Annotated in this window: 12 protein-coding genes; 11 read left to right on the top strand and 1 reads right to left on the bottom strand. The window is 69.1% G+C overall.

Annotated features, from left to right (window positions below; all coding sequences use genetic code 11):
- Positions 1 to 572: 572 nt before the first annotated feature.
- Complete coding sequence (locus Scani_RS18805; RefSeq protein ID WP_159477644.1) at positions 573 to 3,488, top strand: AfsR/SARP family transcriptional regulator; 2,916 nt, start codon at positions 573 to 575, stop codon at positions 3,486 to 3,488.
- Positions 3,489 to 3,510: 22 nt separating this feature from the next.
- Here Scani_RS18805 and Scani_RS18800 read toward each other — a convergent pair whose 3' ends face one another.
- Positions 3,511 to 3,657 (bottom strand): hypothetical protein, encoded by a 147-nt coding sequence (locus Scani_RS18800; protein ID WP_159477641.1) that lies wholly within the window; start codon positions 3,655 to 3,657, stop codon positions 3,511 to 3,513.
- Between the two features lie 418 nt (positions 3,658 to 4,075).
- On the opposite strand from Scani_RS18800, the gene Scani_RS18795 reads away from it, so the two are divergent.
- The 10 genes from Scani_RS18795 to Scani_RS18750 all read left to right on the top strand — a co-directional run bounded on the left by Scani_RS18795 (position 4,076) and on the right by Scani_RS18750 (position 14,620).
- Positions 4,076 to 4,858, top strand: coding sequence for a class I SAM-dependent methyltransferase (locus Scani_RS18795; protein WP_159477638.1), 783 nt, complete (start codon positions 4,076 to 4,078; stop codon positions 4,856 to 4,858).
- Between the two features lie 13 nt (positions 4,859 to 4,871).
- The gene (locus Scani_RS18790) at positions 4,872 to 5,585 is read left to right on the top strand and encodes a 7-carboxy-7-deazaguanine synthase QueE (RefSeq protein WP_159477635.1); all 714 of its coding nucleotides are present in this window, start codon (positions 4,872 to 4,874) and stop codon (positions 5,583 to 5,585) included.
- Positions 5,586 to 5,616: 31 nt separating this feature from the next.
- On the top strand, positions 5,617 to 5,979 hold the full coding sequence (locus tag Scani_RS18785) for a 6-pyruvoyl trahydropterin synthase family protein (RefSeq protein WP_159477632.1): 363 nt from the start codon (positions 5,617 to 5,619) through the stop codon (positions 5,977 to 5,979).
- A 36-nt stretch (positions 5,980 to 6,015) separates the two neighbouring features.
- Entirely contained in the window at positions 6,016 to 6,606 is a 591-nt protein-coding gene (gene folE / locus Scani_RS18780) for a GTP cyclohydrolase I (RefSeq protein ID WP_159477629.1), read from the top strand.
- 372 nt (positions 6,607 to 6,978) lie between these two features.
- Positions 6,979 to 7,959 (top strand): aspartyl/asparaginyl beta-hydroxylase domain-containing protein, encoded by a 981-nt coding sequence (locus tag Scani_RS18775; protein ID WP_159477626.1) that lies wholly within the window; start codon positions 6,979 to 6,981, stop codon positions 7,957 to 7,959.
- A gap of 102 nt (positions 7,960 to 8,061) precedes the next feature.
- Positions 8,062 to 8,751 carry a 7-cyano-7-deazaguanine synthase gene (locus tag Scani_RS18770; protein WP_159477623.1) on the top strand — a complete coding sequence of 230 codons (690 nt, stop codon included), beginning with the start codon at positions 8,062 to 8,064 and terminating at the stop codon, positions 8,749 to 8,751.
- A complete protein-coding gene (locus Scani_RS18765) occupies positions 8,748 to 9,773 on the top strand; it encodes an isopenicillin N synthase family dioxygenase (RefSeq protein ID WP_159477620.1) in 1,026 nt (341 codons plus the stop codon). Before Scani_RS18770 ends, Scani_RS18765 begins: the two co-directional genes overlap by 4 nt.
- Before the next feature lie 111 nt (positions 9,774 to 9,884).
- A complete protein-coding gene (locus Scani_RS18760; RefSeq protein ID WP_159477617.1) occupies positions 9,885 to 11,717 on the top strand; it encodes an AfsR/SARP family transcriptional regulator in 1,833 nt (610 codons plus the stop codon).
- Positions 11,718 to 11,949: 232 nt separating this feature from the next.
- A complete protein-coding gene (locus tag Scani_RS18755) occupies positions 11,950 to 13,218 on the top strand; it encodes an ATP-grasp domain-containing protein (protein ID WP_159477614.1) in 1,269 nt (422 codons plus the stop codon).
- 565 nt (positions 13,219 to 13,783) lie between these two features.
- Positions 13,784 to 14,620, top strand: coding sequence for a 2OG-Fe(II)-dependent halogenase WelO5 family protein (locus tag Scani_RS18750; RefSeq protein WP_159477611.1), 837 nt, complete (start codon positions 13,784 to 13,786; stop codon positions 14,618 to 14,620).
- Positions 14,621 to 14,760: the final 140 nt, after the last annotated feature.

The raw sequence follows: 14,760 nt of genomic DNA, 5'->3' as shown, positions 1-14,760 counted from the left end.
GCCCGAGTGCCACCGGTACGTCCCCTTGGACGCCTTCGGGCGCCGCGGGTCGTGAAGCACCGTCAGCCAACCGCTGACCCGGCCGCCGACCCCATCGTGTGACTGCACGGCAACGGCAGGACCCGGCACGAACAGCACAGGGGACGCCCGCTCCGGGCCGGCGACGCCGTACACCACGACCCCGGCCTCAGCCGGCCGCGCACACCGCACCCTTCCTTCCTCCCTTTCTCCCTTCTCACGTACCGATACACCGCTGATCGGAGCAATCTCGATGAACGACACCTTGCCGGCGGGGTTCTCCCTGCCCCGGAACGCGACGGGGGGTGGGCGTCCGTGGGACCGCAAGTCGAAGCCGGCTGCACACGCCCGGGGCCCGGTCCCGGCCGAGCCGGCACGGCTCCGGCCGCGCGGGCTCGTGGACGTCGCCGGGCGACGGACGGCGACAGCCGGGCTCGCGGCGGCGCTTGGCGACGCGGCCGGCGGTCACGACTTATTAGGCAGGTCGATATGAGTCGTCCCACATTGCAAGCCGGACCACATCGCCTGGCTGATACCACAGAAGCGGGTTATGCATGGCAGTCTCCACAGGTTACGAAGACAGTGGCGTAGCGGCAGTTCCCTTCCGGGTGCTCGGGCCGCTTGAGGTGAGCGGCGAGCTGGGGGCCGTATCCGTGGCACCAGGGCGTCAAGAGATCGTCCTCGGGGCGCTGGTGCTCGAACTGAACCGGGTGGTGGCGACGACCCGACTGGTGGATGTCATCTGGGCTCACCATCCGCCGAAGACCGCACGCGCCCAAGTACAGATCTGCATCTCCCGGCTCCGCAAGGCACTGTCGGACGGGGGAGTTGACGCCATCATCGAGACCCGTGCCGGTGGCTACATCCTGCGGGCGCCGGAGGACGCGACCGACGTCGGCATCTTCCGCCGCCTGGTAACGGAGGCGCATGCGCTGGCCCGTGACGGTCTGAAGATGGCCGCGGTCGACACGCTTCGCACGGCGACAGGCCTGTGGCGGGGGCGGTGCCTGGCCGGCGTACCCAGCGAAGTCCTGGCCAACACGGCAGCGCAGTGGGACGAGAGCCGCCTGGAAGCGGTGGAGACCTGCATGCGGCTGTTGCTGGAGCTGGGCCGTCACGAGCACCTGGTCGGCGAGCTGATGCAGCTGGTCGCCGACCATCCGCTGCGTGAGCGGCTGCGGGGGCACCTCATGGTGGCGCTGTACCGTTCGGGCCGGCAGGCGGAGGCGCTGGATGCCTACCACCAGGGCCGCGCGATGCTCACCGAAGAACTGGGCCTGGACCCGGGGAGGGAACTTCGCGACCTGGCGCAGGCCATCCTGACCGACGACGCCGTCCTGGCACTGGCCGAGCCGGCCGAACCGCGTCCTGTCGTGTCGACGCCGCTGACCGAGGCGGTGCAAGAGCGCAGTGCCGACCCCGACCCGGCCGTCACCCCGAGGCAACTTCCCGCCGACATCGGCGACCTCGTGGCCGACGACACGGTCGTTTCGGCGGTCTGCGACGCCGTCACCGCGGGACAGGAAAAGGGGAAACTGCACGTCGTCCTGGTGCTGGGCAGGCCTGGTGTCGGCAAGAGCACGCTGGCCAGGCACGTGGCGCACCGACTCGCCACCGAGCACTTCCCGGACGGACAGCTCTATTGCGACCTCCGCGGGCCGGGCGGACAACCGGTCGACCCTGCCCAGGCGTTGGGCCGGTTCCTCCGGGCGCTGGGCGTACCGGGCCAGGCCATCCCCGATGCGCTCGACGAGCGCGCGGAGATGTACCGCAGTCTGCTGGCCGGTCGCCGGATCCTGGTGCTGCTGGACGACGCGGTGAGCGAGTCGCAGGTGATGCCCTTGCTGCCCGGGACCGGCAGCAGCGGCGTACTGGTCACCAGCCGCGGTCAGCTCACGGCGTTGCCGGGCACCCGCCGGTTCGACCTTGAGCCGCTGGGTCCGGAGCAGGCCTTGCAGCTCCTGGGGCGGATCATCGGAGAACGCCGTGTGGAGAGCGAGCGGGAGGCAGCGCGGGTCGTCATACGCCTGGTGGGCGGGCTGCCCCTCGCGCTGCGTATCATCGGCGCGCGCCTGGCAGCGCGCCCGCACTGGTCACTGACCTCCATGTGGCACCGGCTGGAGAACGAGCAACGCCGGTTGGACGAGCTGGCACACGGCGAGCTGTCGATCCGGGCAAGTCTTTCGCTCAGCTACGACGGCCTGGCGGCGGCCGACCGTCGCCTGTTGTGTCTGCTCAGCCTGGCCGAGGGGACGGAGATTCCGAGCTGGCTGGGTGCCGCCCTCATCGACGACCGCACGCCGCACCCCGCCGACCTGCTGGAACCGCTCATCGACATGCGGCTCCTCGACATCACCACCATGGACCAGGGCGGGGAGTTCCGATGCGGGCTGTCGCAGGTCGTACGGATGATCGCGCATGAACAGCTGCCCGCGGAGATTCCCGAGGCAGAACGCGCCGGAGCGGTGCGGCGCATGGTCGGTGGCTGGATGGCGCTCGCCGAGGAGGCGCACAGAGCGATCCACGGTGGTGCGTACACCATCGTGGCGGGCCGGGGTGAACGGTGGCATCCGCCGGCGGATCATGTCCAGCGGTGCCTCCGCGACCCGCTCGGCTGGCTGGAGAGCGAGCAGGCCAACCTACTGAACGCCGTCGAGCTGGCGGCCCGGTCCGGGCTGGACGAGTTGTGCTGGGAGCTGGCCACGACGCTGGTGACGCTCTTCGAGGCCCGTGGCTATCCCGAACTCTGGGAGCGCACACATCGGGTGGCGCTGGCCGCGGTACAGGAGGCCGGCAACGAACGGGGCCGGGCGGCGGTACTCGGCTCGTGGGGGACCCTGCACCTCTACCGGGGCGAGTATGAGGCAGCGGGCCCCTACCTCAGCACCGCTCTGGAGATCTTCGAGCGGCTCGGGGAGCTGAGCGGCCAAGCGCTGTGTCTGCGTGACCTGGCGCGCATCGAGCGGCACCACGGTGACGACGATCGGGCGCTGGCCCTCTACGAGCGCGCCGGACGTCACTTCGTGCGGGCCCAGGACGTCATCGGGCGGGCATACGTGCTGGGCGAGATGGCACAGATCACGATGCGGCGAGCGGACTTCGCGCGGACCCGTTCGTATCTCGACGAGGCTCTCGGGATCTGCCGGTCGGCCGGCTTCGACCGGGGCCAGGCGCTCACACTGCGGCGGCTGGGCCAAATGCTGATGTACCAACAGCGGTACGAGGAGGCGGAACGGACCCTGCTGGAGGTCCTCGCCATGGTCGGAGCGAGCGGAGACCTGGTCGGCGAGGGATATGTGCTGCACGACCTCGGCCGGGTCAATGCCCACCTGCATCGTGTGGAACAGGCCGTCCAGTACTACTCGCGATCGGCCAGGATCCGGGAGCGGATCCTGGACCACAGCGGGGCCGCTGCCGTACGGACTGACATCGTTGCCATCCTGGGCAGGGCGATGACGCCGGTCGGCTGATACCCGGAGGCATGCCGGTCCGTCAGGTCCACGGCGTGTTGTCGGCCGGTGTTTCGCCGGCCGACAACACGGCGACCGGGCACTGCTTCATGCCGCGCTGGTGTCCTGCTGCGTCCGGGACCGGCACGACGCCGGCCCCCGTGGCGGACGCCAAGTTCTTGATGGCCATTCAGTTCCCCTCCCATCGGCACCCGTTTCGCGATGCGTCCGGGCGTTGGTGAACCCAGCGTGGACCAGGTGTCCATCCCCGCCGCATGCTCGCGCTATCACCGTCTTATCGCGTCCCCTCCGATCGTGGATGCGCCGTGATGCCGGGCCGATAGGGCGACACCGGAGATTGGGTCCTGCCGACCTCGGCGCCCCTTCAGGGGACGGCTTCAAGGAGTGGTCCGAATGACCGTAGTGACCCGGGACGCGGTGACATCCGCCGCGTCCGGCGTCCCGGAAACCGCATCGCAGCGCGGCACAAAGCCCTCCGCGACAGCAGCGGTAGACCGTGTCAGGGATTTCCCACGGAAGAGAAAGGAACCGGTGTGTGCGCACCAGGGCCTCCCCTCGACCGTGGTTCAGGGGAAGGTGCACGGCCGATGACGATGGACGCGGAGTTCTACTCCCGGGTGGCCGAGCGGTTCGGCGGCTACCGGAGCGATGCGCGGAGCACCGACGTATTCCCCGACGGCCGCCCGGACGACGTCTTCGATGAACTGGCGAAGGCACTGGGAACGCCGCACGCCCGGCTGCTGGATGTCGGCTGCGCCGACGGGCGGAGTCTGCTGCGCATCTCTCCCGCGTACGGCGACGTGACCGGCATGGATCTGTCGACGTCGATGCTGGAATGCGCCGCGCGGTACCGGGCGGAGGCAGGACTTTCGCACGTCACGTTCGAGCTGTGCGACGCCACCCGGACGGGGCTGCCCGACGGCTACGCCGATGTGGTCACCTCCCGCCGCGGTCCGCTGATCGCCGCCGAGTTCGAGCGGGTGCTGCGCCCCGGTGGGGTCGTGATGTACATGGGGATCGGGGAGCAGGACGCACGCGAGCTGAAGGAGACGTTCGGTCGCGGCCAGGACTTCGACAGCTGGAACGGCAGGCCCTTGGCGGAGGGGATTGCGCAGGAACTGTCCGACGCAGGCTTCGTCGTGACGAGTAACCAGGCGTTCCGTTTCGAGGAGTTCTACCACTCGGCGGAAGACCTGGACACCTTTCTGCACCAAGTGCCGATCGTCGACAACTACGACTCGGCGGCGGACAAGGAAGCATTCGATCGCTATGTCGCCGCGGTGTCCGTCGATCAGGGTGTCCGGCTGAGTCGGCACTGGTTCATCGTGCAGGCGCAGAAGCCGGCGGCCGTCGAGCCGTCCCACTCATAGGAAACGGTGCGCCATGGAGCAGGATCTCGTAGTAAACGAAATCTTCGGTCCGACCGTCCAGGGCGAGGGCCGGTCCCTGGGACGCAGGTGCGCGTTCCTGCGACTCGGCGGGTGCAACCTGTCGTGCTCGTGGTGCGATACGCCCTACACCTGGGACTGGACCGGAGCCGCGGAGAGCGGGATCGCCCACGATCCGCGTAAGGAGCTGCACCGCCGGCCGGTCGAAGAAGTGGTCGCGGAATTGGTCGGCTTCGACACCGATCTGATCGTGATTTCCGGGGGTGAGCCCCTGGGCCAGCAAGAGCGGTTGATTCCGCTGGTGGCGGCACTGACCGAACGCGGTATAGAGATCGAGATCGAGACCAACGGGACGCACGCCGCGCACCCCGAACTCGTCGCCGCCGGCGTCAGGTTCAACGTCTCGCCGAAGCTGTCGCATTCGGGCGACCCCCGGCACCGCAGGATAGTCCCTTCCGCACTCACCAATCTTTCGGCGCTGCCGGAAAGCACGTTCAAGTTCGTCTGCCAGAACACCCGCGATCTCGACGAAGTGGCCGAGCTGGTTGCCGCCTTCGACCTGTCCTCCGTATGGATCATGCCGATCGGGCGCAGCGCCGACGATGTCACCAAGCACATGAGCGAGTTGGCCGACGCGGTGGTAGAGCGCGGCTGGAACCTGACGACCAGACTGCACACCTTGGTGTGGGACGACAAACGCGGCGTGTGAGCAACGGCACGCGCGAAGGGAACTCGGATCGATGACATTTCGCATCACGAAGAAATTTGAATTCTCGGCCAGTCACCAGCTGGCCGGCCTTCCTCCTGAGCACCAGTGTGCCCGCCTGCACGGGCACAACTATGTGATCGAGCTGGAGCTTGGAGCCCAGGACGCGGATCTGTTGCCCGTGGGCTTCGTTCGGGACTACGGAGAATTGTCCGCATTCAAGTCCTGGCTGGACGATCATCTCGACCATCGGCATCTGAACGATGTGATGGACGAAAACCCGACTGCTGAGCACATGGCGGCCTGGATCTACAAGACATGGTCGACGAAGTTTCCCGAGTTGACCTGTGTACGCATCTCAGAAACTCCCAAGACGTGGGCCGAGTACCGGCCGTGAGGTCGGAAACTCCGAAGCCCGACGAAAGGTGACCGCATGTCGGTGACAAAGCTGGAACTCGACAGCGACCCGTCCGCCGCGAGGACGACCGAGGACCCACTGGTCGGACTCGCCCGCCAACTCCTGGAGGAGATCGGCGAGGACCCGAATCGCGAAGGACTGCGCGACACCCCTGCGCGCTTCGCTCGCTGGTGGCGAGAGTTCATCAACTACGACCCGGGTTCGCTGGGCACCCTTTTCGAGTCCATCGGCACGAGCCAGCTCGTCGTCGTCTCGGACATTCAGGTCTGGTCGCTGTGCGAGCACCACCTCCTGCCGTTCAACTGCTCCGTGACGATCGCCTACCGCCCGACGGGGCAACTGCTCGGGCTGTCGAAGTTCGCCAGGGTCGCCCATCAGTACGCGCACAGGCTGCAGGTCCAAGAGCGTCTCGTGGACCAGATCGCGCTCGAGATCAGCACCCTGAGCGGTACCCCGGACGTCGCGGTCATAGCGAAGGGCGAGCACCTTTGCATGTCGATGCGCGGCATCAAGGCTGCCGCGCAGATGACCTCGACCGCCTATCGCGGGGAGTTCAGCACGGACGCCGGGCTCCGGGGCGAGCTGTTCGACCTGCTCCGGGCGTGATGAACCGTCCGACTCCGCAAATAGCAGCAGTCAGCGACCCGTTGAGTGCTGCCCGGCCAGTGGTCCCTTCGGTATGACAGGCCTGGTTCCGGCGGTGTCGGCGGATGTGGCGATCGTCGCCCTGCCTGGCCTCGCGACGGTCGCCGGCCCGCGCTTCCGGCCGGTCGGTGTCGTGTTCCCGGCCCGCTGGAAGGGCGATCGCGCGGTCACACGGTGGCCGGACCATCGGCCGTGCGGGACGCGCACGGCCGATGGCAGCGCAATCCCGGCCCTGTCCGTCGCCGCCGGTGCGTTCGCCGGCCCGCGCACGGACCGAGGCCGCTCTTCTCGACACACCAGCGAATCCGGTCCGGTCGACATGAAAGGACAACGATGAACGTGCATGATTCCTCGACGCCTGCGGAAGCGGTTCGGCTGCTCCCCGCGCTGGACGCCGACCGGCTGGTGGCCGACCTCATGACGGCGCGCGACCATCTGTGGGACGAGCAGAGCTCGTACACGAACGGGCGGGTGTCCAGGTGGGCCGAGCAGGACTGGCGCTGCCTCTCGGTACGCAGCCCCGGTGGTGACAAGACACGTACCGACCCGGGCGGTCCGGGCTCCGCGGAGTTCGCCGACACCGAGTGGCTGGACCACATGCCGTACGTGCGGGAGGTCCTGCGCTCGATTCCCGGACCCCTCTACGCGGTCCGGTTCATGGATCTCGGCCCCGGCGTCGTCGGATACCGCCACAACGATGCCAAGTTCGCCCCGGACTGGGGCGTGGCCCGGCTGCACATCCCGGTCACCACCCACGAGGAAGCCTTGCTGGACCTGGACGGTGTGATCCATCGCTGGCAGCCCGGTGAGTTCTGGTTCGGCGACTTCAGCCGCAAGCACCAGATCCAGAACCTCGGCCCCGAGCACCGGGTGCATCTCGTCGTGGACGTGCTCGTCACACCGGAGCTGGCACGGTTGTTCCCGGCCGACTGGGCCGACTACTTCAACGGTCCCGAGGTGCTCTACAACCGTCCGACCGTGGCCACGACCGCTCAAGAGCGGAAAGCGGCGCAATGTTCGTTCGACGCACCGGCGCACCTGCTGGAGATCGAGGAGTTCGGGTCGCTCACCGGCGCGCAGCCCCAGGCCGGCTTCAGCATCGTCGACACCGGCACGGGCCTTGCCGTTCGCTCTCCCCAGGACCACCTCTTCCCGCTCGCGGCCCTCGGCGGAAACGAGTACCGCCTGGTCGGGTGGAGCGAGGAGCGGACCCTCACCACGAGGCTGGACGGTCCGCGGCCGGAAGTCGAACTGACCTACCGCAAGGGCCACCGATCCGAGCAGCTGCGGGTCCCGGCCACCCCGGCGCCGTGACGGACGCCCGCACGTCCGCCGCCGTTCCGGTGCACGGCACACCGCCGCACTGATCCCGAAGTACTGATCCTCCCTCTCATCCCGCCAGCCGGAAGGCGACGCATGCCGAAAACTGTCGCAATCGTGTCCGGCGGCCTGGACTCGGTCACCATGGCCTACCACCTCCAGGCGCAAGGACACACACTCCACCTGCTGTCCGTGAACTACGGCCAGCGTCATCTCGTCGAGCACGAATTCGCCGAGAAGGCGGCTCGCTCGCTCGGAGTGCCGCACGATGTCGTCGATCTCAGCCCCGTCGGCACGCTCCTGAGCGGCTCCTCGCTCACCGACCCGACCGTCGACGTGCCGGATCACCAGAGTGGGTCGTCCGGCGGAAGTCCGAACGTCGTACCCAACCGCAACGCCCTGCTGCTGTCCGTCGCCTTCGCGGTCGCCGTCGCCCAGAAGGCGGAAGCGGTGGCCGTCGGGGTGGTCGACGACCTGCAGGCCGCGCCCGACAGCAATGCCGCGTTCATCGATTCCTTCCTCGCCATGGAGCGGATCGCGACCCGCGGATACGCACACCCCGACCTGACGCTGACCGCGCCGCTGGTCAGGCTGCGCAAGAGCGACGTGGTGTCGCTCGGTGAGGAACTCGGCGTCCCCTGGACCGATACCTGGAGCTGCTTTCGCGGCGACGCGCTGCAGTGCGGACGGTGCGCCGCCTGCCGGGAGCGGCAGGAAGCCTTCCGGGACGCCGGCGTGCCCGATCCGACCACCTACCAGACCAGCGATTCGAAGGAGCTGCCATGACCGACACGTTTCCCGTGCTCGACATTCGTGACGCCGCCGGTTCGGAAGAGGACCGGGCAGCGTTCCTGACCCGGTTGCGCAGGGCCGTGCACGAGATCGGCTTCTTCCAGCTCGTCGGCCACGGCATCGAGGACGCCGACGAGATGCTCGAGCTCACCCGCCGGTTCTTCGCCCTGCCCGAGGCCGACCGGCTCGCGCTGAACATCCTCGACTCGCCGCTGTTCCGCGGCTACTCCGAACTCGGCCGCGAACACACCAAGGGCATCCCCGACCAGCGTCAGCAGCTGGACATCGGGCCGGAGCAGCCCGCGACGCCGTCCGCGCCCGGCGATCCCGCCTACCGGTGCCTGATCGGCCGGAACCAGTGGCCCGAGGCGATGCCCGAGCTGCGCCCGGCCATCGAGTCGTGGATCACCCGGCTGACCGACCTGTCACACCGCCTGCTGCGGCTCCTGCTGGAGTCGCTCGACGCCCCCGCCGGGTTTCTGGACGAGGTGGTCGATCCGGACCCGCAGATCCACCTCAAGCTCCTGCACTACCCCGGTCCCACGCAGCCGAGCGAGGACGACGGCTCCGGCCAGGGGACCGGCGTCCACAACGACCTCGGGCTCCTCACACTGCTCGTCCAGGACGACAACGGCGGCCTCCAGGTCGCGGTCGAGGAGGACACGTTCGCGGACGTGCCGGTGATCCCGGGAGCGTTCGTGGTCAACCTGGGAGAGCTGCTGGAGGTGGCGACGAGGGGCTATGTGCGTGCCACCCAGCACCGGGTGGTCCGGCCCGCCCCGGGCGTCAACCGCTACTCCATTCCCTTCTTCTACAACCCCCGGCTGGACGCCACGATGCAGCCACTGCCCAGCCCCTATGTCGAGGGCGCCGGCGGAGTCATCGACGTCGCCGGCAACCCGTTGTTCGCCCTCTACGGCGACAACGTCATGAAAGGGCTGATCCGCTCCTTCCCCGACATCGTTGCCCGGCACCACCCGGACCTGGCCGCAGCAGCCGGGTCCAGGAGTTCCTGACCCCGGGCTGCCGAGCACATCCGCACCGCCCGGCCCGAGTGGTCGGGCCCGGCGGTGGCGTCGCCGGCCGGTCCGACGGGGACCGCACGAACTTGAGACAGGGCCAATTTCATGAGGATCAACCTTCTCGGGCCGCTCCAGGCCTACGGGGACGATGACGGTGTCGACATGGCGCCGGCCGCCCAGAAAGTACGTCAGACACTGGCAATGCTCGTGCTGAACGCGGGCCGGGTGGTGCCCTTCGAGCAACTCATGGACGAGCTGTGGAACGACAACCCGCCGGCCAGCGCGCACACCGCGCTGCAGACGTATGTGTACCAGCTCAGGAAGAGGTTCTCCCTCGGCAACCCGAGGAGCGGCGGCGCGGTACGGGCGGCCGGGCCGCTGCTGGGCACCGTCGACGGCGGCTACCAGCTGTCGCTGCCCGCCGACCACGTGGACGTCTTCCGCTGCGAGCCGCTGCTCGCCCGGGCCCGGGCGGAGTTCCGTGACGAGGACTTCGCCCGGGCCCGTGACACGGCCGCCGCGGCGCTGCAGCTGTGGCGGGACGACGCCCTGGTGGACGTACGCAAGGGGCCCACGCTGAAGGCCGAGGCGGTCCGCCTCAAGGAGTTGCGTACCGGCGCACACCACCTGCGGATCGAATCCGACCTGCACCTCGGCCGGCACCACGAGGTGCTCGGCGAGCTCACCTCGATGGCCGGACGGGAACCGACGGACGAGCGGGCCCAGGGCAATCTGATGACGGCTCTCTACCGCATGGACCGGCGGGCGGAAGCGCTCCAGGTCTACCGGCGGGCACGCGAGCGGATCGCCACCGAGCTGGGTCTCGACCCTTCACCCCGACTGGAGGCCCTGCACACGGCCGTGCTCACGTCGGACGAGGCGCTGCTGCGTCCCGCCGGGCGGCTCACGGCCGTGACCGCCGCCACCCGGGCGCCCTGCCATCTGCCCGCCCCGCGCGAGCGACTGACCGGACGCGCCGGCCAGCTGGCGCGCGTCACCGCGGCACTGGCCGGCCGGGCGCGGGAGGACCGCCCGCTCGTGATCGTGGGAGGTGCCCCCGGCACGGGCAAGAGCGAGCTGTGCCTGCACGCCGCGCATCAGGTGAGCGATCACTACCCGGACGGACGGCTCTACGCGCGGCTCCGTGACGGTGCCGGCCGGCGGATGCGGCCCGCCGAGATCCTCCGCTCGTTCCTGCGTGGACTCGGCGCGACGGAGGAGCAGTTGCGACTGGGCACGACCGACCTGAGCCTGCTGTTCCGTACCTGGACCGCCGACCTCCGCGTCCTGGTGGTGCTCGACGACGTGTGCGACGTAGGGGACTTGACCCCGCTGCTGCCGTCAGGTGCCGGCTGCGCGGTGGTGATCGGCAGCCGCCGGCGGCTGTTCGTGTCCTCGTCGGCGGTCCACGTCGAACTGGCCGGACTGCCCTTCGCCGACTGTCTGCACCTGTTGTCATCCTCCGTGCCGAGCCACTGGACCACCATGGACCCGGAGGGGCTGCGACGGCTGGCCCGGTTGTGCCGAGGGCTGCCGGGCGTGCTCTTCGCGGTCGCCGCGCAGTTGCGCCGCCGCCCGCACTGGACTATCCGGCAGGCCACTGCCTGGGTCCTTGCGTCCGGGGGCGCCGAGGGCGACGCGCTGGGCGTGCGGGCCGGATTCGACCGGACGCTCGCGGCGCTGCCCGCCGACTTACAGCCCCTGGCGTACGCGCTGTTGGCTCCCGGCGTCCCCGACCGGCTCACGCCGGCGCTTGTCGCAGCGACCCTGGGCATCAGCGGCCAGCGGGCCGAGGACCTCCTCGAAGAGCTGGCGGAGAGCTACCTGCTGCGCGTCCAGCACCCGTGCGTGAACGGCCGGTTCTCCTACGAATGGGAGCTCGGGACACGCCCGTTCGCGGCGCGGCCGAACAGCGCGCCGGTCATGTGCTCCGCCTGACGCTCGCGGCACCGGGAGCGTCTTACCCCAGCGTGAAAATCTTTGTCAGCAGCGTCCGCGAAGGCGGGAAAGAGGCGCGTGACTCCTTCCCCGGACTGATCAGCCCGCCGGGCCACACCCCGGCGGTGCAGTTCGGGGAACGCACACGCCATGTGGAGACGTACGCCACCGGCGCGTTCCACGGCTCCGTCGCCCGGACCCGCCCACGCGGCCGAACCTTGGAGAACCGCACATGTCACCACGCCCGAAGCTCGTCCTCGTCGGTCAGCTGTCCACGTTCCCCTGGGTGTTCGATGCCGCCGAGCGTGCCGGCATCGACGTGATCCTCGTCCCCAGGGGTGACGACACCACGGAGTCCGCCGGGCGGGCCGCCGCGGTGGTCGAACTGCTGCCGCTGGACATCGAAGGAAACCCGGAAGCCGCACTGGCCGCGCTCGCCGACCGCTACCGGCAAGAGCCCTTCGACGGGATCATGGCGGGCAACGAGCAGGCCGTGCCGTTCGTGGCGCGCGCCGCCAAGGAGCTGGGCCTCACCGGCCTGACCGAGGAGGCGGCGACCGTGGTGCGCGACAAGCGCAGCATGCGCCAGCACCTGCGGGACGCGGGGCTGGGGGCGCCCGGCTTCGTGCTCATCGACAATCCCGATGACTGGGCCGACACGCTGACCTTGCGGTTCCCCGTCGTGGTCAAGCCGGCGAACGGCCACTCCAGCTTCGGTGTGATCCGCGTGGACGACAAGGACGGCATCGAACAGGCCGTGGCCCGCACCTGCAAGCTCGTCGAAGCACACCTCGGTGCCGACGACGGACTGGCCCCGGAAGCCGGTGTGTTGGTCGAGGAGTACCTGGACGGCCCGGAGATCTCCGCCGAATCCCTCATCCACCACGGGAAGGTACGGGTCTGTGCCATCAGCTGGAAGGGAGAGCTGACGGGGCCCTACTTCCAGGAGACCACGTTGCGGGCCCCCGCCCAACTGCCCGCCGAGATCATCGCCGCGGTCGAGGCGGAGGTGGTCGCTGCCCACCACGCCTTCGGTGTCACGGAAGGCACCACGCACACCGAACTGCGGCTGGTCGGCGGGGTGCGGCCGGTGCTGCTGGAGATGGGCGCGCGCATCGGCGGCGGGGGCTACATGGCCCACCTGGCCCACGTCAGCAGCGGGATCGACATGGCCGTCGACGCGCTGCGCATCCACCTCGGCCTGGAGCCGCTGTGCTGGCGCGAGGAGCCGGTGCCGGCCGGTCACGCGGCGGCCTATCAGGTGCCGGTCGGAAGCGGCGGACGGATCAAGAAGATCCACGGCCTGGACGCGGTGCGTACCGACCCGCGGGTGGACTACCTGGTGCAGACCATGGGCCCCGGCTCACTGATGCGCCCCTACCCGGACTTCTCCGGATACCCGGTGATCGTGCTCTCCCGCCACGAGTCGGACGCCGAGGCCGAGGCGTACCGCGCGCACCTCGCCCGGACGCTGTACGTCGAATACGAGGAGCAGGACTGAGCACGCTCACGGCGCACCACACCGTAGCCGACAGCGCCTCGTGAGCTCACCGGACCCGGACCCGGACCCGGACCCGGCAACTCGGAGTTTCTCGCGGGCCTGAAAGGGCTGTTTCACCGTCCACGGCCGTGGACGGTGAAACAGCCCTTTCTCCTTTCCCCGACAAGCCTGTTCGCATCGCACTTCAGTCGCGATTGAGCCGCCCCGGTCGCTTCCGTGCCACACTCGGCGCATGCTCCACAGGCACGCCGATACCGAGCGGGAATTCCGGCGTCCCGCCGGAGGGGGAAACACCCCCTCGGCACTGTGGACTCGGCAACAGGACATCGGTCGCGCGCTTCGTCGGCCCGACCGGCAAGCCCCTCCGGGCGGTCGTGACGCGCATGACCGCTTCACCGCAGGCGAGTTGAGCACGCGGGGACCGGCCCGCTGTGCCACCTTCCGCTGAAATTCCCGGGCCGCGACGTCATCCCTCTGTACGAGCCGCCTCATCCGCTACGGCGAGCTGAATGACCTGAACGGTTATCCGGAAAGCAGTGGTGTACAAGTGAAAGAGAGAGAAGAAATGCAGCAGAGTACGACGCGGCTGAGCGGACAGCAGGCCGACCCGGAGTTCTTCCGCTTCGAGGAGCGCGGCGAACTGGACTACGCACTCGTTCTGGACGTCCTGCACGGCCGCAGGCTGGGAGTGATCTTCCGGGACGTCATACCGCCCGCGGCGCGCAAGGACCTGACCGAACGATTCTGGGCCAGCCCCGCCCGGCATCATCGCGAGGGCGAGCCCTCGCACTACGTCGGCGCCTACCACTGGAACAAGGACGTCGACACCTATCTCGACGAGTCCGCCGCGGTCGCCGAGCACGTCCAGCAGGTGATCGACGCCCCCGACTCGCCCTGGCACGTGTTCCGTCAGGGCGTGAACGAGGCCCTGCGGGAGGAGGGCGCGTCGCTGCGGGTGGCGCAGATGAACGGCCGCTCGGCGTGCGCCGCGCTGATCCGCGCGTGGGACAAGGAGGGCGACTTCTCCCTCGACCCGCACGAGGACGAAGCGCAGTGCAAGGACCCGCGGCAACACGGCTTCGAGGTCCAGCGGGTCCTGGACCACCAGATCTGCGCGGTCAACATGTGCACCGAGCACACTGCCGGAGGACGGCTGGTGATCTGGAACATCCGCCCCGACGACGCGACCCGGCGTTCGCTCGGCATCGAGCAGACGGGACTGCCCTATCAGGCCGAGGCCCTGGCGGACTTCGAGGAGCTGCGCCTGGACATCCGCGAGGGTGACGTCTACGCCTTCAACGGTGCCTTTGTGCACGCGGTGGACGCCAACGCCGGCAACCGCACGACGGTGTCGTTCATCATGGGGTTCACCGATCCCCGGACGGTCGTGAGCTGGACCTGAGCCCGACCGGGCCGGGGGCCTGACCGACCGCCGCAGACACGTCCAGGGCCCGCCTCTCCCCGAGCGCTCGCCGGCTTCGTGCGAAGCCGTGAACGCCATGGTGCGAGAGGCGGGCCCTGACGATGTCCACGGTGCGGTGC

Source organism: Streptomyces caniferus (assembly GCF_009811555.1).
Lineage (GTDB): Bacteria > Actinomycetota > Actinomycetes > Streptomycetales > Streptomycetaceae > Streptomyces > Streptomyces caniferus.
This window is presented reverse-complemented; position numbering and strand designations above follow the sequence as displayed.